A 21037-nucleotide genomic window follows, 5' to 3' on the forward strand; every position below is an offset into this window, starting at 1 on the left:
GTCTTCGCACGGTTGATAGTGCATATGCACACGATGGTGTTCGGATATTCACGTATCAATGCGCGGAAGTGCATCAGTTTGTTGCTTTGTGCTTAGCTTTCGGACAGGTCGCTCGTCATGCGGAACAGTTCATTTCGCAGATAAGCTGCTTGCTGCTGGCCAAAGCTACGTTCGAAGCTGGCCTGCGCAGCTGCCCAGTGAGGCGCCGCTTCCTCATGCTTCGCAGACCCTTTCCTGGTGAGTACGACGCGCAGTCGCCGGTTGCTTTGCCCTTCAGCCGGTGTGGCCACCAGGGCACGCCGGAGCAGGGGCTTAAGCGCCCGGACGAGAGTCGTTCTGTCCATCATCATCGCCTTGGCCAGTTCGGCCATGGTCAGATTCGGACAACGGCCCAATGTCCTGAGAATGCTGAACTGCGTGGGCGTGATGCCGGCCTCGGACAGGTGGTGCTCGTAAAGCTTCGAAATGTGTCGAGAGGCCTGCCGAAGGGCGAAACAGTCGTCGTCGGTAAGATCGTTTGAGTGCATGTGCACAGATTAGTGGAACGGTCGCCGCGAAGCGATACGGGCAGGGGTATCAGTTTGTTGCCGTTCCGCGTACCAATGACGTGTTTCGCAGGTCTTTTTACCCGGTTACCGCGATGGCGCCGCCGCCGCAAAAGAGGCGGCCGCATAGTCGATAAACGCGCGCACCTTGGCGGGCAGCAGCGTACGGTTACTGTAAGCCAGGCGAATTTCGATGCTCTCCTCGACGAGCTGGAAATCGGTGAGCAGGCGGATGAGCTTTCCCGATGTCAATTCATTCTCTGCAAGGTCGGCGGGCACGACGCCAATGCCGAAGCCTTGCAACACCATTTCGCGGTTGAAGGTGGGACTGTTCGACGAAACGTCGAAGCGAAAGGGCACGCTCAGGTCATGCTCACCATTGCGGAAGTTGATGCAGGCGCGACGAATCGATGGCGACATTGCCACAAAAAGATGATTGGCCAGGCCCGATGGGTGTTGCGGTATTGACGAGGCTTGCAGATACGCTGGTGTTGCGACGATGACAACCGGAATTCGCTCGAGCAGGCGTACGACCGTTGTTTCGCTCGTCACCATGTACGGAACGACGATGCCAAGGTCGTATCCGTCGGCAACCAGGTCGACGGGCCGCTCTGTCAGCGTGACATCCAGCGTGACATCCGGATGAGCCCGTTTGAATCCGGCGATCAAGGGAACCAGCCGGGTGAGCGTCGCGGTTGTATGGGAGACAAGGCGTAAAACGCCGCTTGCTTTGCGTGTCTGGTTTGCTACGTCCGCCTCGAGTGCATCCAGGTCATCCAGGATGCGCACGCAGCCTTCGTAGAATCGCTCCGCCGCTTCGGTGAGCGAGATCTGCCGGGTGGTCCGGTTCAATAGCCGGCACCCCATCCGCTCTTCAAGCCCCGCTATTGCGCGCGACACCGCTGGCCGGGCCAGCCCATGAATATCCGCCGCTCGGGTGAAGCTCCTCAACTCGACCACCGAGCGGAAAACACGCAGGCTTTCGACATATTCCATGGTGAGAACTCTTCGACGAACCTAAACAACGGGTGGATGGAATGCCGCTTTCAAGGACACGGGATGTTCCAGTCGCAAGCCATCTTTCCCACGGAATTTCACGGGAAAAGCAACTTTTGATCCGGCGGCACACAGCAGTCTATGCCACAGCGGCGCTCATAGATTGAGCGACCGCAAAGGCCGCTGAACGGGCAATGCCATTCACTTCGTAGCGTGCGAAGCCTCACTGCAGCGCAGGCGAGGTACGGGAGTCGACGATTTGTTGTTCATCCGAGCCGGCTGCATACTGTATGGATGAACAGGTATAATCGGTATCAGCCAAGCTCGGCCACTGCCTTCCATCCTTGCCCTTATGCACGGAGGCGCGGCCACCCTTTAGTCGCACAGGTTCCCTTTCAGCAGCCCATGATTTCTGAAGCCCGCCGCATCGCGCACCTGGACATGGACGCGTTCTACGCATCCGTTGAATTGTTGCGATACCCGGAGTTGCGCGGGCGGCCCGTGGTGATCGGCGGGGGTAGGAATGCAGCGCCAGAGCTTCTGCCCGACGGCAGCCGGAGGTTCGCACGGCTTCGCGATTACGCCGGTCGCGGCGTCGTCACAACCTCGACCTACGAAGCAAGGGCGCTCGGTGTGTTCTCTGCGATGGGGATGATGAAGGCGGCTCAGCTTGCGCCTGACGCAGTGTTGCTACCCACAGACTTCGATTCGTATCGCCACTATTCGCGACTGTTCAAATCAGCGGTCGCCGCGTTCACGCAACGAATCGAAGACCGCGGCATCGACGAAATCTATATCGATCTGACTGATCTCCCCGGCGAGCCGCGCGACATCGCCGCGCGCATCAAGCGTGCCGTGAATGAGGCCACAGGGCTGACGTGCTCGATCTGCGTCGCGCCCAATAAGCTCCTCGCCAAGATCGGCTCGGAACTCGACAAGCCGGACGGCCTGACGATCCTGACGCCTCAAGACGTGCCACTGCGCGTCTGGCCGTTGCCGGTGAAGAAAGTCAACGGTATCGGTCCAAAGGCAACGGAGCGGCTCGCGGCGGTGGGTATTTCGACGGTCGGCGAGTTGGCGAAAGCGGACCTCGGTCTGCTTCAGGAACACTTTGGGCGAAGCTATTCGGCGTGGCTTGCGGAGGTCGCACAAGGCTTCGATGAGCGGCCCGTCGTGGTAAGTTCAGAACCGAAGTCAATGAGCCGCGAGACAACCTTCGAACGCGACATGCATCCGCGTCAGGATCGCCCCACACTGTCTGTTGCATTCACTGGATTGTGTACCCGCGTTGCTGACGATTTGACTCGTAAGGGCTACGTCGGGCGCACCGTCGGTATCAAGATCAAGTTCGCGGATTTCAAGACGGTCACGAGAGACGTGACACTGCCTGTCTCAACCGCTGATGCAGCGTCGATACGGCACGCAGCCACCGAGTGTCTCAAACGTATCGTCCTCGATCGAAGGCTGCGTCTGATCGGCGTTCGCGTGAGTGCCCTGACTGTTGCCAGCAACGAGCCGCACGAACGTGTGGTCATTCAGCAAGAGTTGCCATTTCCCGTTGAGGATGCAGCGGGACGCCGAGAATAGCCTTCGTCGCCGGGATAAATCTGCCAGCCCTTAGGGATGCTTGGCGCCACGTCACGGTCTGCTTAAGCATTCACCAAACGGCGTTCAGGCCTCGCCAAGCGACTCCGGGCCGAGTTCCGCAGCGGCAGGCGCCGGCGTCTTATCTGCCGCAGCCTTCACGCGACCGACCCACAGCACGCCCACCATCGTCATCGCTACGGCCACCCAGCCGACGGTGCCGTAGCCGGCAATTTGCCCGCTCGGCGTATTGGTCAGCATCAGGCCGCCAAGCCATGCGCCACAACCGGTTCCGAGTGCCTGCAGCGCGCTGTTGGCGCTGAGAAACGCGCCGCGCCGCGAGGGCTCCGGAACCGTGGTGAGCAAAGCCTGCATCGGCACCATCCGTCCGGACATCGCCACCATAAAGAACGGAAAGAACAGCACGACGGCCACGAACGGCAGGTCGGGCAGATGAGTCACGAACAGCACCGGCAGCATCGACAGCAGGGCGGCGATGCGAAACACCCGGTGCTTGCCGTAGCGGTCGGCGAGGCGCCCGACCGCGCGCGAGGTGAAGAACGTCGCGAAGCCTCCGCCCATATACATCCACGACAGATGCGCGGGCGGCACACCATGGTTGAGGACCAGCATCGGCGCGATAAACGGAATCACCAGCATATGCGACACCATGATCATGAAGGTGAGCGCAAACGCATTCAGGTGGCGCGGATTGCCAAGCAGGCGCATGAGGTCGGGCAACACCTGGCGCAACGGCGGCGGCCGGCGGCTCAGATGCTCGGCGAGCGACGGTACGATCAGCGAGCCGCCAAACCAGATCAGCACGGAGAGCACCACCAGCAGCACGAATGGTGCAGCCCAGTTGAAGTGTGCCCCGAGCATCACACCGGCTGGCACGCCGGCAATCGCGGCCAGCGAGAACGCGGTCATGATGGTGCCGGTGGCCGCACCGCGCCGCTGGACCGGAATCACGTCGCCGACGATTGCCATGATCACCGAGCCCAGCACGCCGCCGCTGATGCCCGCAAACGCGCGCGCCGCGAGCAGCAGCGGATAGCTGCTGGCCAGCGCACATCCCAGATTGGACAGCGCGAACAGCGCATAGATTGTCAGCAGCAGCTTGCGCCGGTCGAAACGGTCAATGTAGGTGGCGGCGAACAGGCCCGAGAGTCCCGAGCACCACGAATAGGCCGACACCGCGGTCGCGAAGGCGGCCGGCGCAATGCCGAAGCTATGCATGATCTGCGGGCCCAACGGCATCATGATCATGAAGTCCATGATGATGGTGAACTGCGTTAGCGCGAGCAGCCATAAGAGGCGGCGTTCGTGCCGGGTGCTGATGGAGTACATCGGTAGGTGTCCTTGATAAAGTAAGGCCAGCCGGCTGGCTGGCAACGGGCACCGCGCGGGTTCAGTCGTCGAGGTTTTCGTGGACCGCTACGGCACCCTCTTTCCAGTAGCTCGCCGCACGGATGCGCGATTTGTCGACGCCCCGTTCAGTGCACAGGTGGTACCGCACCGCGCGCATGGTGGCGGATTCGCCCGCGGCCCAGACGTAGCCTTCGCCCTCCGGCAGATACGTCTCGCGTACCGCCTGCAGCAGCGCGTCGCCGCGATACGGCGATTCGCTGCGGTAGCGCCACACGGCATGCAGCTCGGCCTCGGTGTCGAAGTCCATGCGCGCCGACGGATCGGCAACTTCCAGAATGGCCGCCACACGTGTACCCGCTGGCAGTTCCTTCAGGCGGCGCGCAATAGCGGGCAGCGCGGTTTCGTCGCCGATCAGCAGATGCCAGTCGAAGCCGGTCGGAATCAACAGCGAACCGCGCGGGCCGCCGATGCCCAGATACTGTCCGACCTTGGCCTGGGCGGCCCAGCTCGCAGCCCGCCCGGCCTCGTGCATGGCGAATTCGATATCCAGTTCGCGCGCTGCGCGGTCGTAGCGGCGTGGCGTGAAGTCGCGCGCCACCGGCCGCGGCTGGTCTTCCGGGAACACCGGGCCGTTCGGCCCCGCGCTCGGCAGCACCGGCTTGTCGGCACCCGGCGCCGGAAAGAAAACCTTGATGTGATCGTCGAACGACGCCGATTCGAAGTCGTGCAGATCGTCGCCGGTAAAAGTCACGCGAATCAGGTGAGGCGTCAGCGGTTGAACCCGCTTGACTTGCAGCAGACGGAATTTCAAGGAATGACGTACGCGGGTGACCGCGAGATCGGACCTGGTCAGCATAAGTGTTCTCTCCAGTTGTTGTGTCGGGCAGCGCTCGGGATATCGGCCACGCGGGCTCAGATATCGCCAGCGCCTGTGTCGGCGCCGGTCGCGGCGCCCGGGTTGCCTTCAATTTCCGCAGTGGCGCGCGCGAGGATCGCGGCGATGCGGCGCTGTTCGGCGGCCGGCACGTTGTCACGGCGCAGCAGCGCATGTTTGAGCGCGCGACGGGCTTCGATCAGCTCCGGCAGCCAGCCGCCTTCGGCCGGATCCAGTTGCTCTTCGCCAGCGAAGGCGCGGCGCACCGAATCCATCTTGCGAGCAATATGGGTCAGTTTGGCGAGCATCAGTTCGACGCGCTCGCGGTTGTTCGCGAGGTGCTGCCGGCCGGGTTCAGCCAGCTCGTAGCGCTTGCGGTTGCCTTCCAGCTGGACGGTCACATAACCGAGTTCTTCGAGGTAGGTCAACGCGGGGTAGACCATGCCGGGGCTCGGGCTATAGAAGCCGTTCGAGCGGGTTTCGAGCGCCTTGATCAGCTCGTAGCCGTGACTTGGTTGGGCATCCAGCAAGGCCAGCAACAGCAGTTGCAGGTCGTCCGAGCTGAACTTGCGGCCGCGCGGGAAACCATCGCCGTCGCCCCCGCCGAAGCCGCCGGGGCCACCAAAGCGGCCGCCGCGGTCACCGCCGCGCTCGCCACCACGATGATGATGGCCGATGGCGTGCCATAGGGCATGCAGCGAAAAACGGTCGGGGTAGGGAGAACCGCGGCCGGCGCCGGCGAAGTCTTCGAAGCCGCGCTCGGCGCGGCCGTGGGCGCGGTCGTCTGCACGATCGTAGCCACGGCCATCACCGCGTCCACCGCGGCCGTCACGGCCCTCGCGATAGCGCTCGCGGCCAATGGCGTGCCATAGCGCGTGCAGGGAGAAACCGTTGGGGGAATACATGCCGTCAGTGTCGTGGTGACGGCGGGTGTGGTGGGAATGGCGCATGTGTGTGCTCCGTTATGTCTTAAGATGTGTCGTAAGATATATATCTAAAGATGGTTTGTCAAAGAGAAAATGTGGGGGTGGATGAGATGCGACGAGTCTTCGCCGGCGCGAGATTGGCGGTTTGAGCGAGGCTGCTTGGAGATTTTGAAGGTACAGGCGCAGGGCGTTCCGCCTGAGCAGCGGAGGCGCTGTTTCAGTCGCAAGGCACGGCTTGACCCGTGCCACGGATCGAGATGATCGCTGGGTTTAATCGTGGTTGGATTGAGTTTGACGGGGCAGGCGTCAACGAACGGGCGATCGGTAAGACGCCGCGTGGAGTGGATTGGCGGAGCTGGCTAAGCGGGTGTAATGACGGGCGGATTGGCACCGGGTGGGCGTAGCCCACCCGGCACTTTCTCAGAATTGCGCGGGAACTGGCGTTCAGACGCCGCAGGACTGGCTGGCGTTCTCGAGGGATGCGTAATCGGTGTAGCCACGATGGTCCCCGCCATAGAACGTGGCGCGGTCGTGCCGGGTCATGGCTGCCCCGATGCGTACCCGCTCAGGCAGGTCGGGATTGCTGATAAAGGGACGCCCGAATGCGATAGCGTCGGCACGCGCATCCGTCACCGCGGCACGGGCCGTTTCAGCGACGTATCCGCCTGTAGAGATAAGTGGACCTGTGAAGACGGACCTAAAGTGAGCAGCCGCATCCGGAGCGTTCGCGTCGGGCGGCAAATCGGTAGTGAAGTCAGCGCGCGGTTCGACGACATGCAGGTAGGCCAGGTCACGCTTGTTGAGCTCGGAAGCGACGTAATCCCACAGTGCCCATCCGTCGCTATCGGACATGTCATTAAATCCGTTCCAAGGCGACAGTCGGACACCCACTCGCTGCGCACCTAGTGCAGTGGTCACGCCATCGACCGCTTCGAGTAGCAGGCGCGCTCGATTCTCAATCGAGCCCCCATATCGGTCCGTGCGTTTGTTTGATCCGTTGCGCAGGAACTGGTCGAGCAGATAGCCGTTTGCGCCATGTACCTCAACTCCGTCGAAGCCCGCCTCGTGCGCATTGCGTGCTGCCGTGACGAAGTCCCTAACCAGTCCGGCAAGTTCCTTTTCTTCCAGGGCACGCGGCGTTTCGAAAGGCACGGACTGACCGGATGCGTCGGTGTGATCGCCGGCTGGCCGAACGGCGGACGGCGCAACGGGCAGCGCTCCATCGGGTTGCAGCGAAGAATGCGAAATGCGACCCACGTGCCAGATCTGATTGAAGATGAAGCCACCTTTCCCGTGGACTGCGTCTGTCACCGCGCGCCAGCCGGCTATCTGCTCGCCGGTGTACAGGCCAGGCGTCGCCCGGTAGCCCTGCGCCTGCGGCGTAATATCGGTCGCCTCGGTAATCAGCAGGCCGCCTTCGCTCGCGCGTTGTCCGTAATATTCGGCGTTCAGTGCGTGGGGAATATTGCCCGGTTGAGCCGAACGCATTCGGGTCATCGGAGCCATGACGACGCGGTGCTTCAGTTCCAGCGCACCAAGCTTAAGCGGAGTAAACAGCGGATCGGGTTGCATAGTTGCGTTCCAGAAGGTCTCGAAACGCAAGGCTATCAATTATATCAATGATAGGGTAGATGGCATCCGTAATCATCTTGTATATCGTTTTTCGATACAATTCGTCCTATGCCGCCGCAGTACACGGCTAACAGTATTCGCGAAGGAAACAAATATGGATGCCGAGAAAATCGACCTTGGTGGCGTCGCTGTGTTTTTGAACGCCGCTGCGGCAGGCAGTCTTTCGGCTGCAGCGAGACGCATGGGTATCGCACCTATGGCCGCAACGCGACGGCTCGCAGCTCTGGAAGAGGGATTGGGTGTGCGCCTCATGCAGCGCACCACGCGGTCGGTGTCCTTGACTGCTGAGGGCGAGGCATTCCTTCCGTTCGCGTCCACCATGGTTGAAGCTGCGGAAGCGGGACGCGCTGTCATTTCGCCATCGCAAAACGGGGCCGCGGGTTTGCTGCGCGTCACGGCATGCGGGTCAATCGGCGGGGCGGTAATCATGCCGCTGATCACCACATTGCTGGATAAAAATCCCGGCTTGCGGGTTGATATGCTGCTTACCGATACGGTGGTCGATATCGTATCGACTGGCGTGGACATCGCGGTTCGGATCGGAGAGTTGCGGGATTCAAATCTGATTGCCACCTCGCTTGGCGTCAACAGGCGGATACTCTGCGCGTCCCCAACGTATCTTTCCCGGCGTGGAAGCCCCAGCCGCCTCAGTGACCTTGCCGATCACGATTGCATTACGCCAACCGGCACATTGCATTGGCAATTCAATGTGAACGGAGAGGAGCGCGCGATCCGCGTTTCCGGCCGCGTCACGACCAGCAGCATTGACGGCGTTGCCGATGCGTGCGTGGCCGGTGCGGGGCTTGCTGTTCTCTCAACCTGGCATGCAGACGCGGATATCGCATCTGGCAAGCTGGTGCAGATCGATCTTAAGGACGCTACTCCCAAGGAACTGGAAATTTGGGCCGTGTACCCAACGAGACGCCAGGTTTTGCCGAAGGTGCGGGTCTTTGTCGAGGCGATGCGCGAACGTCTGGCGGGGCCGGCTAGCGTAGCAACATAGCGTGAGACTGGTTACGCCCGCGCTCAGTGGAAAGAAAGGTTCGGGGGTGTCTGCTGCGAGTGCTATTAGAAAATCGACCGCCCCGTCTCCGTCGTCAACCACTCCAGAGCCAGCACGCCTGCAAGCGAATTCCCATTCGTATCCAGCCCCGGCGACCACACGCAGACCGCCATTTCCCCCGGCAACACCGCGACGATGCCGCCGCCGACGCCGCTTTTAGCCGGCAATCCCACGCGGTAAGCAAAATCCCCCGCCGCATCATAGGTACCGCAGGTCAGCATGAGAGCCGACACCCGCTTGGCCGAACTGCTATCAAGAATGCGCTCGCCGGTCGACGGCACGACGCCGCCATTACTCAGAAACAACGCAGCCTTGGCCAGCTCGACGCAGCTCATCGAGATCGCGCATTGCCGGCAATACGCGTCGACCACCGCGTGGACGGGCATTTCCATGTTGCCGAAGCTCGCGATGAAATGCGCCATCGCCTGGTTGCGATCCGCATGTTGCATTTCCGACTGCGCGACGCGCAAATCGTAGTCGATCGTGACCTCGCCGGTCAGCCGCCGCATAAACTCCACCAGCGCAGTCTCCGCCCGCACGAAGCGGCGGCATAGCACGTCCGTGACAACCAGAGCCCCGGCGTTGATAAATGGATTGCGCGGTTTGCCTTGCTCGGCTTCGAGCTGCACCAGCGAATTGAACGGTGTACCAGACGGCTCGCGGCCGACGCGCTTCCACAGTTCGTCACCGAGCAGCCGGAAAGCCATCGTGCAGGCGAATAGCTTGGAGATACTCTGGATCGAGAAACGGGTATCGGCCTGGCCCGTGCGGAAGACCTCGCCGGTCGGCGTGACGATGGCCATGCCGAAGCTGTCGGCCGGGATTTTTGCCAGTTCGGGAATGTAGTCGGCAACGCGGCCGGTTCCCAGATAGGGCTGCAGATCCTGGTGAATCTGTTCGAGGATGCCTTGGTAGTTCATGAGCATGGACGAGCATAGAAGCCGCGATTTTACTGGCTAGCCACGGCATATGGCTAGCCGGGTGGGGCGCTGCTGCGCCTCACCCCCTCAACTCACGCGCTCTCACACCCTCAATGCGCACCGGCCGCGTCCGCTCCGCCACCGCCCTTGGAAGGCCGCGTGATCCAGATTAGCGGAATGATCAGAATAAAGATGACCGCCGAGATGAAGAAGATATCGTTCAGCCCCATCATTGCGGCCTGTGTATTGACCGTGAAGTCGAACAGCGCGTGCGAGGACTGGGTGTTCAGATGCAGCAGCGACTGCGTCGAATCCATCTGCTGATTGAACAGCGGATTATCGATCGTGGCTTGCTCCGTCAACCGGGCGTGGTGCAGCACGGTGCGGTTATTCCACTCGTTGCCGGCAATGGAAGTGCCCACCGCGCCGCAGAACACCCGCGCAAAATTCGACAGGCCCGCGGCTGCCGGGATTTTATTCGGCGGCTGTCCGGACAGGATGATCGCCGTCAGCGGCACGAAGAACATCGCCATTGGGATGCCCTGCAGCAGCGTGGGCAGCACCAGATGCCAGGTGTCGATTTCGATCACGTATCTGGAGCGCATGTAGAACACGATTGCAAAGCCGATAAAGGCGAGCGTCGCGATGATCCGTGCATCCGAGCGCGGCAGGACGCGGCCCATAACGGGCGCGAGAATCACCGCAAATATCCCGAGCGGCGCGGTCACGAGGCCCGCGTCGACGGAGCGGTAATTCAGGTATTCCTGCATCCATTGCGGCAGTAGCACGAGGTTGCCGAAGAACACACCGTAGGCCACCGAAATGGCAATCGTGCCGCCCAGAAAATTGCGCTGCGTGAACAGACGCAGATCGACGATCGGATTGTCTTCAGTCAGCTCCCAGACGAGGAAGAACGCAAAACTGATGATCGCCGTGATACCGAGAATGACGATCACCGGCGACGAGAACCAGTCGAGGTCCTTGCCTTTGTCGAGCATCACCTGGAGTGAGGCAACCCAGGTGATCAGCAGGCCGAGTCCGACCACATCGATAGGCGGTTTGCGGGTGGCCGTTTCGCGGGTGCGGTAGATCATCCACGTGACCCCGGCCGCAAAAATACCCACTGGGATATTGATGTAGAAAATCCACGACCAGCTGTAGCTATCGGTGATCCAGCCGCCCAGTGCCGGTCCGGCAATCGGGCCGACGGTGGCGGTCATAGCCCATAACGCCAGCGCCGTCGACGATTTCTCCTTTGGATACGAGCCGAGCAGAATGGCTTGCGAGAGCGGGATCAGCGGGCCGGCCACCGCACCCTGCAACACCCGTGCAATCAGCAGGATGGGCAGCGTCGGCGCGATGCCGCACAGCCACGACGACACCACGAACATCAGGATCGCGCCGACGAACAGCTTCACCTGGCCGATGCGTTGCGTGAGCCACCCGGTCAGCGGAATCGACACGGCGTTGGCGGCGGCGAACACAGTAATCACCCAGGTTCCTTCATCCACCGATACGCCGAGATTGCCCGAGATGGTCGGAATCGCGACATTCGCGATCGACGTGTCCAGCACGTTCATGAAGGTGGCGAGCGCTACGGCGATCGTCGCAAGGACGAGCTGGCCGCCCTTGAGCGGTGGTGGCGGTGCCGGCGGGGGCGATGCGGGCGCAGGGGCGGGCTGGCTCAATCGATTCTCCGGAGCAAAATGATCGGTGATGATGCCGCGCCGTGGCAGATGCCCGGCGGCGTGTAGGTGTTCGTGCGTTGTAAATTGCCTGCTGGCTGTGCGTGCAAGGCAGCAGGTGCAAAGCAGGCTGGCACATAGCGCCGGTCGAAGGCAGTCAAAAGCATACCTGTATTCCCGCAGAAGGGTTATCGGCGCGGGCAGGGGTCAGCTCGGCAAAGGCGGCAAAAAGATAACTGAAAGCGTATGCTCGCGGCTGTGAGCAGGGATACAGATACGCAATCAGAAGAAAGAGGAATCGCAATGGCCTGGGAACAATTCGATCATGGCTGGCGCCTGACGCCGGTCAACGCGCCGGCGCGCGCGCTGGTTGTGCTGCTGCATGGCGTCGGCAGCAATGCGCAAGACCTGTTGCCGCTCGCCGATAGCTGGCGCAACGCACTGCCCGAGGTCGCCTTTACGTCACTCGACGGCAGCGAACGCTTCGACGGTGGCTTCGGCGGACGGCAATGGTTCAGCCTGCGCGACGTGAACGAGGCCAACCGCATCGGCCGCGTCGCCGGCGCCTACCCCGCACTGCGCCGGATGCTGGACGCCGAGCTGGCATATTGGCAGCTTTCTTTCGATCAGCTTGCGCTGGTGGGCTTTTCGCAGGGCTCGATGATGGCGCTTCATCACGCCGCCACGAGTGACGACGCGCCTGCGGCGGTCGTGGCGTATTCAGGCCGGCTTGCTTCCCGCATCACCACTGAAGCCCGCACGCCGTTGACGCTCGTACATGGCGTCGAAGATCCGGTGATTCCGGTGCTTGAACTGGAGCGCGCGGCCAACGCGTTCAGCGATGCGGGTTTCGCGGTCGGTGCGTTTGCGCTGCCTGGGATTGCTCATACGATTTCCACCGAAGGCCTCGTGCTGGGCCGCGATGCGCTTATTCGCGCATTCGGGACTCAACGCCCCTGAAAAATATCGAAATATATAAGTCGGCCTAAAGAATTTGATCTGCTTGCCGTTAATGGTTCATAAGCGTGAAAATCACGCGCGCCGCATAAATGTCTCGCAATGCCCCGTCAAGGGGTGAGGCGAGATGAGCGGAACGGGGAATCATCGCAGCGCCCCAAAAGGGCGATAACGACATACGCAGAGCCTATCTATGGCCAGACCGAAGCCGCACCATTCGTTGTTCAGGGGACTGTTTCGTCACACGGTGGCGGTCGACCTCGGCACGGCCAATACGCTTATCTATACCGACGACGGCGGGATCGTGCTGAATCAGCCGTCCGTGGTGTGTTTCCAGAGGCATGCCGAGGCGGGGCGCAGGCGGGTGGCGGCGGTCGGCAGCGAGGCCAAGCAACTGCTCGGCCGGGCGCCCAATAATCTCGAGACGGTACGGCCCATGCGGCATGGCGTGATCGCCAATTTCTCCGCCGCAGAGCACATGATCCGGCAGTTCGTCGATATGGCGCGGCCGCGGCAGTTCTTCGGCCGCCGGGCGGCGTTCACGATCTGTGTGCCGGCGGGGGCGACCGAGGTCGAACGCCGGGCCATCAAGGAAGCCGCGGTGGCGGCGGGTGCATGGAAAGTGAGCCTGATCGGCGAGTCGTTGGCGTCGGCGGTCGGTGCGGGCTTGCCGGTCTCGTCGGCAACCGGCTCGATGGTGGTCGATATTGGCGGCGGCACGACGGAAGTCGGCGTAATCGCGCTGGGCGGCATGGCCTACAACGGCTCGGTTCGCGTCGGGGGCGACCAGTTCGACTCGGCCATCATCAACTATGTACGCAATGTGTACGGCGTGGTGCTCGGTGAGCAAACCGCGGAACACGTGAAAAAGACCATCGGTTCGGCGATGCGCGACGTGCCGATGGAGCGCATGAACGCGACCGGCCGCAGCGTCGACGACGGTCTGCCGCGGACAGTCGAGCTCAATAATCACGATATCGCCGATGCGATCGACGGGCCGCTGCGCCAGGTGATCGGCGCCGTAAAGACGGCGCTCGAAAGCGCGCCGGCCGAACTGATAACGGATATCGCCGACACCGGAATCGTGCTGACCGGCGGCGGCGCGTTGCTCGCCAACCTCGGACGGCGCCTGACCGCTGAGCTCGGCCTCGCGGTGCGCGTGGCAGATGAGCCGCTGACCTGTGCAGTGCGCGGCGCGGGGGCAGCAGCGGAAGCTGGTTTGCTCGACGAACTGGTGTACGAATAACCCGCAATAAGCCGAAATTACCCGCACTTCAGGCGTGCAGGCGTTTGCGGCGACTCATGTGTGCCCATAGTTATACGCCCCGGCATCCATAAAGCCGTTCTTGCTGCAGTACATTCCGCCGCCCGACGCATAGCCGCCGCCTCAGGCTTTGATTGCCTGCGCGAGTGTCAACAACCTGTGTGACAATACCGCCTTATTTCGCTGACCCTGCGGCCCGAACGGACTCGCAGGCGCAATCCGTTTCACTTCACCTTTGAAGAACCAGCACGCCTGACAGGCGCTCGCTGCGTTGTCCCCGAATCGACCCGTGACTCATCCTGATCCCGTTTTATCCACGTCGTTTCTCGAGTTATCGAACGGCTTGCGCATGCCCTATGTCGTCAAAGGCGAGGGCGATTTGCTGCTGTTCGTGCACGGTTCGTTGTGCGACTACCGCTACTGGCAGCCGCAACTCGACGGGATGGCGAAGCATTATCGCTGCGTTGCCGTGAGCCTCACGCACTACTGGCCGATGACCGATACGCCGCCTGACATGCCGTTTAGCTGGAGCAATCACGCCGACGAGGTGGCCGAATTTATCGAGCGCTTCGGCGCGGGACCCGCACACGTCGTGGGCCATTCGCGTGGTGGCTGCGTGGCGTTTCATTTTGCGCGGTGCCATCCTCAGCATCTACGCACGTTGACGCTCGCTGACCCAGGCGGGCCGTTGCAAATCGCTGGAAGGCCGGCCGCACGCTTGCCGGAAACGGTCAATGCGCTGCGGGCGCGAGCCGCACAGCTGATCGAAGAGGGCAATGTGGAAGCGGGCCTGCAACTGTTCGTCGATTCAGTGAGCCGCCCCGGTTTCTGGGCGAGAAGCACCCACGCGTTCCGCACGATGGCGACCGATAACGCCCACACGCTCGCCCGTCAATTCCGTGATCCGCTCCCGGCCTATACGCCGGAAGACGCCGCACACGTGCGCTGCCCAATATTGCTGATCGACGGCGAAAAGAGTCCCGAGATGTTCAGGCGTACCGCGACTGCGCTCGCTTCGTGGTTGCCGGATGCGCGGCGCGAGACGGTGCGCGGCGCCTCGCACGGGATGAATCTTGCGCACCCCTCAGCGTTCAATCGATATATCGACGAATTTATCCGCAGCATGAGTGCTGCAAATCAGGGCTGATTCGGCGTGACACGCAGGCTTGCCGCCGCAGAGGGCGCGCGCTAGTAGCGAATTCGCGCTGCGGCTGCGGTTTGGGCGGTGGTGGGTCTGTGGCTTACCGTTCGGCCTTGCGGTGCGCGTCGGCGTCGAGCGCGAGTTCGGCTGCTTCGCCGACGAGGCCGTGGTAGTACAGGTGCACGCCGATCGCGAGCGAGTCGTTGCGGATTTCCTGGAAGGCTTTCCATGCCTTCACCGGTTCCTTGAACACCAGGTAGTGCGCTTCATTGGCAACCAGTCCGGCGACTTTGTGCAGGCCATGGCTTTGCAGCTTGGAAACGAGGGCGTCGAGGCTGGCGTGCGTGCGCGCGTCGGTACGCGGATACAACATATGCAGCACAGCGACGTTTTGCGTCTTCAGTGCCGCCGACAACGCCACCACGATGTCCTGATGGTTCAGTGCGGTGACGATGCTGTCTTCGGTGTGGTTGAGGTCCGGAAACAGCGTTTCGAGCGAGGCGTTCATCTGATGGTCCTGTTCTTCTGACTGGATAAAAAGGCCCGCCGCGAACGGCGGGCCAAAAACAGCGATGTGTTTTGCAGGGGAAGCAACACACGCAACGAGTATCTCAGAGGACGCGCCGTTGTGCTGCATGCTGACTGCAATACATTGTTGCGTTCTCAACGCTGTCTTTCATTTGGCTGGCGGGTTCTATCTGACCAATATGCGTGTGCCGTGCAATGGTTTCAAGGCAATGGGTTTTAAAATAATTCACAACGAATGTTGCTGAGGTAGAGATGGATTGTTGCGGTCAATCGTCGCAATCAATTGACGCTGGAGCCGTAAAATGCACGCCTGAGCCGGAGCATGGCGAGCAACGACAGGATGGCTGGACCGGAATTGCAGATCACAGTTGCGAGTCATAAGCGCATAAAGCAGCGGTCCCGCCATTAATCTGGTCTTTTAAGGCACTCGTAGTCCGGCACGTGTGCCATGCGATAGTAAAAGGAAAGCGTAGATGAACGACTCTAAGACACACGCAACGCTGAAGTTTTCTGACAGCGACCAGACCATTGATCTGCCGATCTACAAGGGCACGCTTGGCCCTGACGTGATCGACATCCGCAAGTTGTACGGCCAGACCGGCAAGTTCACGTACGACCCAGGCTTTATGTCGACGGCGGCGTGTAACTCGGCCATCACCTACATCGACGGTGACAAGGGTGAGCTGCTGTATCGCGGCTATCCGATCGACAACCTCGCGCAGAATGCCGATTTTCTCGAATCCTGCTATCTGCTGCTGAAGGGCGAACTGCCGAACGCAGCGCAGAAGAAGGAATTCGTCGAAACCGTCACGCAGCACACGATGGTGCACGAGCAGATGCACTTCTTCTTTCGCGGCTTCCGTCGCGACGCGCACCCGATGGCAATTCTGGTCGCGGCAGTCGGCGCGCTATCGGCGTTCTATCACGACTCGCTCGACATCAATAACCCTGAGCACCGCGAAGTCTCGGCCATTCGCATGATCGCGAAGCTGCCGACGCTGGTGGCCATGGCGTACAAGTACACGGTCGGTCAGCCGTTCGTGTATCCGAAGAACGACCTGTCGTACAGCGCGAATTTCATGCGCATGATGTTTGCGAATCCGGCAGAAGAGTACAAGGTCAACGACGTGCTGGTGCGCGCCCTCGACCGTATCCTGATCCTGCACGCGGACCACGAACAGAACGCTTCCACTTCGACGGTGCGTCTGGCCGGTTCGTCGGGTGCGAACCCGTTTGCGTGTATCGCAGCCGGTATCGCCTGCCTGTGGGGCCCGGCACACGGCGGCGCGAACGAAGCCGCACTGAACATGCTGGAAGAGATCGGCTCGGTCGACAACATTCCTGAGTTCATCAAGCAGGTGAAGGACAAGAACTCGGGCGTGAAGCTGATGGGCTTCGGTCACCGCGTGTACAAGAACTACGATCCGCGTGCGAAGCTGATGCGCGAAACCTGCCACGAAGTGCTGGAAGAACTGGGCCTGCATGACGACCCGCTGTTCAAGCTGGCCATGGCACTGGAAAAGATCGCGCTGGAAGACGATTATTTCGTGTCGCGCAAGCTGTACCCGAACGTCGACTTCTACTCGGGCATCGTGCAGCGCGCGCTGGGCATCCCGACGGCCATGTTCACGTGTATCTTCGCGATGGCGCGTACGGTCGGCTGGATTGCACAGTGGAACGAAATGATTGCGGATCCGGAGCAGAAGATTGGCCGTCCGCGTCAGTTGTTCGTCGGCGCTACTGCACGTGAAGCGAAGCCGATCGCGCAACGGTGATTTGATCACTCGATGAGTGTGACTTGTGCTTGAGCTTCGCCCGGGCACAGGCAAGCGGGCGCTGCTCCTGTTATGGGGGCAGCGCCCGCGGTCTGTTTACAAACTGCATGACGCGTGCCAATTGCATACGCACATGGGCGCGGGGACGCCGCCGTAGCGTTTTGTTACGCCTTCGACGAGGCACGCGTGCGCAAATCCACCACACACCTGTGTTAAGTTCGTTCGACGGGCGCAGACCCTCTACAATCGGAACGAAGCCCATAGCACAGGAGCAAGCTGATGCAGGATCCAGAAGCACTCGGTGGACTGACGCACAAAGGCGGTGCGGACCGCGCGGAACATGAAGCGGACACCGCGTTCATCCCTCCAGAAAACCTCAACGTCGCCAGCGCCAACCAGTATGTATTGAAGTCGGGCGATACCTTTATCGTCAACGACGCGCTTGGCGACATCACCGGCCACGATGATGGCCTCTTCGTCAACGATACGCGCGTGTTGTCGCAACTGCGCCTGACCTTCGGCGGTCGCGCGCCGTCGCTGCTATCGGGCAGCGTCAGCAGCGACAATGCGGCGTTCACGGCGCATCTGACCAACCGTCCGTTGCCGCCGCTCGGTGGCGACAGCACGCCCGAAGGCGTGATCCACGTCGAGCGCGTGCGTGTCTTGTCAGGCACTGTGCTCAACGAAGCGATCGAATTGACCAACTACGGCACGAAAGACGCAGTCGTGCCACTTTCCATTTCTTTCGCCAGCGACTTCCGCGACATGTTCGAAGTGCGCGGCCTGAAACGCGACAAGAAGGGCAACGTCGAACCGGCGCGTGTCGAGAACGGCGAAGTGCTGTTGGGCTACGTGGGGCTCGATGACGTCGAACGTGACGTGCAGATCGCCTTTTCGCCGACGCCGGACAAGCTGTTTGCCAATCGCGCCGACTATACGGTGGAACTGCCTGCGCAGGCGTGCGTGTCGATCTATCTCGCTGTGGCGGTGAAGGTACGGGCCGAGAAGCCGGTCGTCAGCGCCGGCGTCTCAATGCCGGTCCAGACGCAGAGCGAGGCGCATCTGTCGCAGATCCATGCGGAGCGTCCGCGAGTCGGCCGTGCGGCCGTGCGCGCCGCGCTGGTGGAGGCTCACCTGGTGATGCGCGACCGGCGTCGTGCCACCGCGCGGGTGCGCTCGAGCAATCCGCTCTTTAACGCGTGGATCGACCGTTCGCTTGCCGACCTCGGCCTGCTGACCACCGATCTGGAAACCGGCCCCTATCCGTACGCCGGCATCCCATGGTTTTCGACCCCCTTTGGCCGCGATGCGTTAATTACGTCCTTGCAGACGTTGTGGTTGCAGCCGGGCCTCGCGCGCGGGGTTCTACGCTTTCTTGCCGAGCATCAGGCGCTCGAGAACTCGGCCTTCCGCGACGCCGCGGTTGGCAAGATCATGCATGAAATGCGCAAGGGCGAAATGGCCGCCACCGGCGAAGTGCCGTTCGCGCTGTATTACGGCGGCGTCGATAGCACGCCGCTGTTTATCGTGCTGGCCGGCGCCTATGTGGCGCGTACCGGCGACGTGAGCCTGATCGACGAGTTGTGGCCGGCGCTCAAGCGCGCGGCGGCCTGGGTCTCGGGCGTGTGCGACAAGAACCGCTTCGGTCTGCTTGACTATCAGCGCGAATCGGACGGCGGGCTGGCGAATCAGGGCTGGAAGGACAGTCACGATTCTGTCTTTCACGCCGACGGTCGCTTTCCCGACGGCCCGATTGCGCTGGTCGAAGTGCAGGCTTACGCGAGCGCCGCGTTCGACACCATGGCGCACTTTTCTGAGCTGCGCGGTCTGTCCGACGATGCTGCCGCCTATAGCAAGCGTGCCAAGGCCATCCGCGAATGCGTGGAAGAGAAGTACTGGATGGAAGATTCGGGCTTCTACGGCATCGCCCTCGACGGCCATGGCGAACTGTGCCGTGTGCTGGCCTCGAATGCCGGCCACCTGCTCGCCTTCGGCCTGCCGTCGCGCGAGCGCGGCGAAGCGGTCGTGCGAGGTCTGGAGTCGACGCTGTTCCATACCGGTTGGGGTGTGCGCACGCTGGCTGCAGGGCAGGCGCGCTTCAATCCGATGGCGTATCACAACGGTTCCGTCTGGCCGCATGACAACGCGCTGTGCGCACGAGGCGTGGCGCGCTACGGCGGTAAGGCAACGGCTGTGAAGTTGCTGCAGGCGCTGTTCCAGGCCGCGGTCAATTTCGACATGCGTCTCCCGGAGCTCTTCTGCGGCTTCCCGCGGCGGCGCGGTGAACCGCCTACCGCTTATCCGGTGGCGTGCCTGCCGCAGGCGTGGGCGGCGGGTTCGCCGTTCATGATGCTGGAAGCGTGTCTGGGCGTGACTATCGACGCAGCGAAGCGCGAAGTGCTGATCGAACAGCCGATGCTGCCTGAAGGCATCGATTGGCTCGAAATCGGCGATATGCGCGTCGGCGATTCCACGGTGACGATCACTTTCCGGCGGGTCGCGGGCAAGGTGGTCGCGTCGGCCGAACAGGGTGACGTGCGGGTTGTCGCCTTGCTGTAGAAGTCCGTGGCATGCGTGGTGCCGGGTGGTAACATTTGTTGTCAACTCACTCCCCGGTCCACCGCATGCCCGACAGTTTCGACCAGCTCGCCGCCCTGATCCGGGCGCGCTTCTCAGAACTGAGTCCGCAATTCCAGATGGGCGCCGCCTTCCTGCTGGATCATCCCGACGAAGTCGCCGTTTCCTCGATGCGCAAGGTCGCCGAACGGGCCCAGGTGCAACCGGCATCGCTCGTGCGGCTTTCGCAACAACTCGGTTTTCCCGGCTGGAACGAACTACGCAATCTGTTTGTAGCGCGCGTGCGCACGCGGCCGGAGCCGCTCGCGAGCCGCGCCCGTTCGCTCGTGAAGGCCAACGCCAAAGACGCGCTGGCGCACGATCTGCTGGTCGCTCAACAACATAATCTCGACGTCACCGCCGCTCACAGCGCGCGTGCGATCGTCGAAACGGCACGCCTGTTGCGCCGCGCTCCGCATGTCCATGTGGCCGGTTTTCGCTCGTGCTATGCGGTGGCGTTCGGTCTCGTCTACGGGTACCGGTTGTTCCGCTCATCGGTGTCGCTGTTGACGGGTGAGGCTGGCACGCTGGAAATGCAACTGCGCACCATCGAACGCGATAGCGCGACCGTCGTCATCAGCTTCGCGCCTTATTCGGTGGAGGCCGCACGCGTCGCTGAAGCGGCCCTGGAGAAGGGCAGCAAGCTCATCGCCATTACGGACAGCGCTGTGTCGCCGATCGCGCTCAATGCCGACAAGGTACTCATTTTTTCACACGAAAGCCCTTCGTTCTTTCCGTCGCTGGTCGCGGCCACGGCAATTGCGGAATCTCTGGTGGCCCATCTGCTGGCGCTCGAGGGTGCCGATGCGGTCGAGCAACTTGAGATTTCCGAGCGCTCAATGCACGCAAAAGGCACATACGTGCCTTGAGCGAGGCGTGCAAGGTGGGCGAGGTGCCGGCGCACCTCGCAATGTCTGAGCGCAGCAAGCCTCGGCGCCGCAATGGCGCGCCGCACCAATTACCCTGTAATCAGGGCCATCGTTTTACCTCCGAATCCCCTCATAGGTTATTTGGCATCCCTGACCTATACTCGAAAAAGATTTTTCGGCCCATCACGGTGGGCAAAATTCAGAAAATACATGCAGCAAAAGCGATCCTTTTAATCTGCTTGATGCGGAGAATCGCGCCATTGCTGGACACGTGACTTCCGTGCGTTACCG

Annotated in this window: 17 protein-coding genes; 8 read left to right on the top strand and 9 right to left on the bottom strand. The window is 61.6% G+C overall.

Translation table 11 applies throughout. From position 1 onward, the window contains the following. Positions 1–92 precede the first annotated feature (92 nt). Positions 93–527 (bottom strand): MarR family winged helix-turn-helix transcriptional regulator, encoded by a 435-nt coding sequence (locus P3T40_RS15710; RefSeq protein WP_429268630.1) that lies wholly within the window; start codon positions 525–527, stop codon positions 93–95. A 105-nt stretch (positions 528–632) separates the two neighbouring features. Further along, positions 633–1541, bottom strand: coding sequence for a LysR family transcriptional regulator (locus tag P3T40_RS15715; RefSeq protein WP_429268631.1), 909 nt, complete (start codon positions 1539–1541; stop codon positions 633–635). Positions 1542–1946: 405 nt separating this feature from the next. Here P3T40_RS15715 and dinB point away from each other — a divergent pair, with 405 nt between their 5' ends. Then, positions 1947–3128, top strand: a complete 1182-nt coding sequence (gene dinB / locus P3T40_RS15720) for a DNA polymerase IV (protein ID WP_429268632.1) — start codon at positions 1947–1949, stop codon at positions 3126–3128. Positions 3129–3212: 84 nt separating this feature from the next. Here dinB and P3T40_RS15725 read toward each other — a convergent pair whose 3' ends face one another. The 4 genes from P3T40_RS15725 to P3T40_RS15740 all read right to left on the bottom strand — a co-directional run bounded on the left by P3T40_RS15725 (position 3213) and on the right by P3T40_RS15740 (position 7868). Beyond that, complete coding sequence (locus tag P3T40_RS15725) at positions 3213–4475, bottom strand: MFS transporter (protein WP_429268633.1); 1263 nt, start codon at positions 4473–4475, stop codon at positions 3213–3215. Positions 4476–4536: 61 nt separating this feature from the next. Continuing rightward, positions 4537–5352 carry a siderophore-interacting protein gene (locus tag P3T40_RS15730; protein ID WP_429268634.1) on the bottom strand — a complete coding sequence of 272 codons (816 nt, stop codon included), beginning with the start codon at positions 5350–5352 and terminating at the stop codon, positions 4537–4539. Between the two features lie 56 nt (positions 5353–5408). Next, entirely contained in the window at positions 5409–6320 is a 912-nt protein-coding gene (locus P3T40_RS15735; protein ID WP_429268635.1) for a PadR family transcriptional regulator, read from the bottom strand. Positions 6321–6740: 420 nt separating this feature from the next. Further along, positions 6741–7868, bottom strand: coding sequence for an alkene reductase (locus P3T40_RS15740; protein ID WP_429268636.1), 1128 nt, complete (start codon positions 7866–7868; stop codon positions 6741–6743). Between P3T40_RS15740 and P3T40_RS15745 the strand changes: the two genes are divergently transcribed. Then, the gene (locus tag P3T40_RS15745) at positions 7801–8931 is read left to right on the top strand and encodes a LysR family transcriptional regulator (protein WP_429268637.1); all 1131 of its coding nucleotides are present in this window, start codon (positions 7801–7803) and stop codon (positions 8929–8931) included. The genes P3T40_RS15740 and P3T40_RS15745 overlap by 68 nt on opposite strands. Before the next feature lie 65 nt (positions 8932–8996). Here the strand turns inward: P3T40_RS15745 and P3T40_RS15750 are convergent, their stop codons facing one another. Together P3T40_RS15750 and P3T40_RS15755 are read right to left on the bottom strand one after the other, a co-directional pair. Then, positions 8997–9911 (bottom strand): glutaminase, encoded by a 915-nt coding sequence (locus tag P3T40_RS15750; RefSeq protein ID WP_429268638.1) that lies wholly within the window; start codon positions 9909–9911, stop codon positions 8997–8999. A 110-nt stretch (positions 9912–10021) separates the two neighbouring features. Further along, positions 10022–11599 (bottom strand): DHA2 family efflux MFS transporter permease subunit, encoded by a 1578-nt coding sequence (locus P3T40_RS15755; RefSeq protein WP_429268639.1) that lies wholly within the window; start codon positions 11597–11599, stop codon positions 10022–10024. 300 nt (positions 11600–11899) lie between these two features. On the opposite strand from P3T40_RS15755, the gene P3T40_RS15760 reads away from it, so the two are divergent. The 3 genes from P3T40_RS15760 to P3T40_RS15770 all read left to right on the top strand — a co-directional run bounded on the left by P3T40_RS15760 (position 11900) and on the right by P3T40_RS15770 (position 14964). Further along, positions 11900–12556, top strand: a complete 657-nt coding sequence (locus P3T40_RS15760; protein WP_429268640.1) for an alpha/beta hydrolase — start codon at positions 11900–11902, stop codon at positions 12554–12556. A 190-nt stretch (positions 12557–12746) separates the two neighbouring features. Continuing rightward, complete coding sequence (locus P3T40_RS15765) at positions 12747–13799, top strand: rod shape-determining protein (RefSeq protein ID WP_429268641.1); 1053 nt, start codon at positions 12747–12749, stop codon at positions 13797–13799. A 367-nt stretch (positions 13800–14166) separates the two neighbouring features. Then, entirely contained in the window at positions 14167–14964 is a 798-nt protein-coding gene (locus P3T40_RS15770) for an alpha/beta fold hydrolase (RefSeq protein ID WP_429268731.1), read from the top strand. A 94-nt stretch (positions 14965–15058) separates the two neighbouring features. Here the strand turns inward: P3T40_RS15770 and P3T40_RS15775 are convergent, their stop codons facing one another. Continuing rightward, entirely contained in the window at positions 15059–15466 is a 408-nt protein-coding gene (locus tag P3T40_RS15775) for a hypothetical protein (RefSeq protein ID WP_429268642.1), read from the bottom strand. Positions 15467–15959: 493 nt separating this feature from the next. Between P3T40_RS15775 and gltA the strand changes: the two genes are divergently transcribed. The 3 genes from gltA to P3T40_RS15790 all read left to right on the top strand — a co-directional run bounded on the left by gltA (position 15960) and on the right by P3T40_RS15790 (position 20746). Next, positions 15960–17261 (top strand): citrate synthase, encoded by a 1302-nt coding sequence (gene gltA / locus P3T40_RS15780; RefSeq protein ID WP_429268643.1) that lies wholly within the window; start codon positions 15960–15962, stop codon positions 17259–17261. A 279-nt stretch (positions 17262–17540) separates the two neighbouring features. Beyond that, entirely contained in the window at positions 17541–19820 is a 2280-nt protein-coding gene (locus P3T40_RS15785; RefSeq protein WP_429268644.1) for an amylo-alpha-1,6-glucosidase, read from the top strand. Positions 19821–19885: 65 nt separating this feature from the next. After that, positions 19886–20746, top strand: coding sequence for a MurR/RpiR family transcriptional regulator (locus P3T40_RS15790; RefSeq protein WP_429268645.1), 861 nt, complete (start codon positions 19886–19888; stop codon positions 20744–20746). Positions 20747–21037: the final 291 nt, after the last annotated feature.

The organism is Paraburkholderia sp. EB58 (assembly GCF_050436665.1).
Lineage (GTDB): Bacteria > Pseudomonadota > Gammaproteobacteria > Burkholderiales > Burkholderiaceae > Paraburkholderia.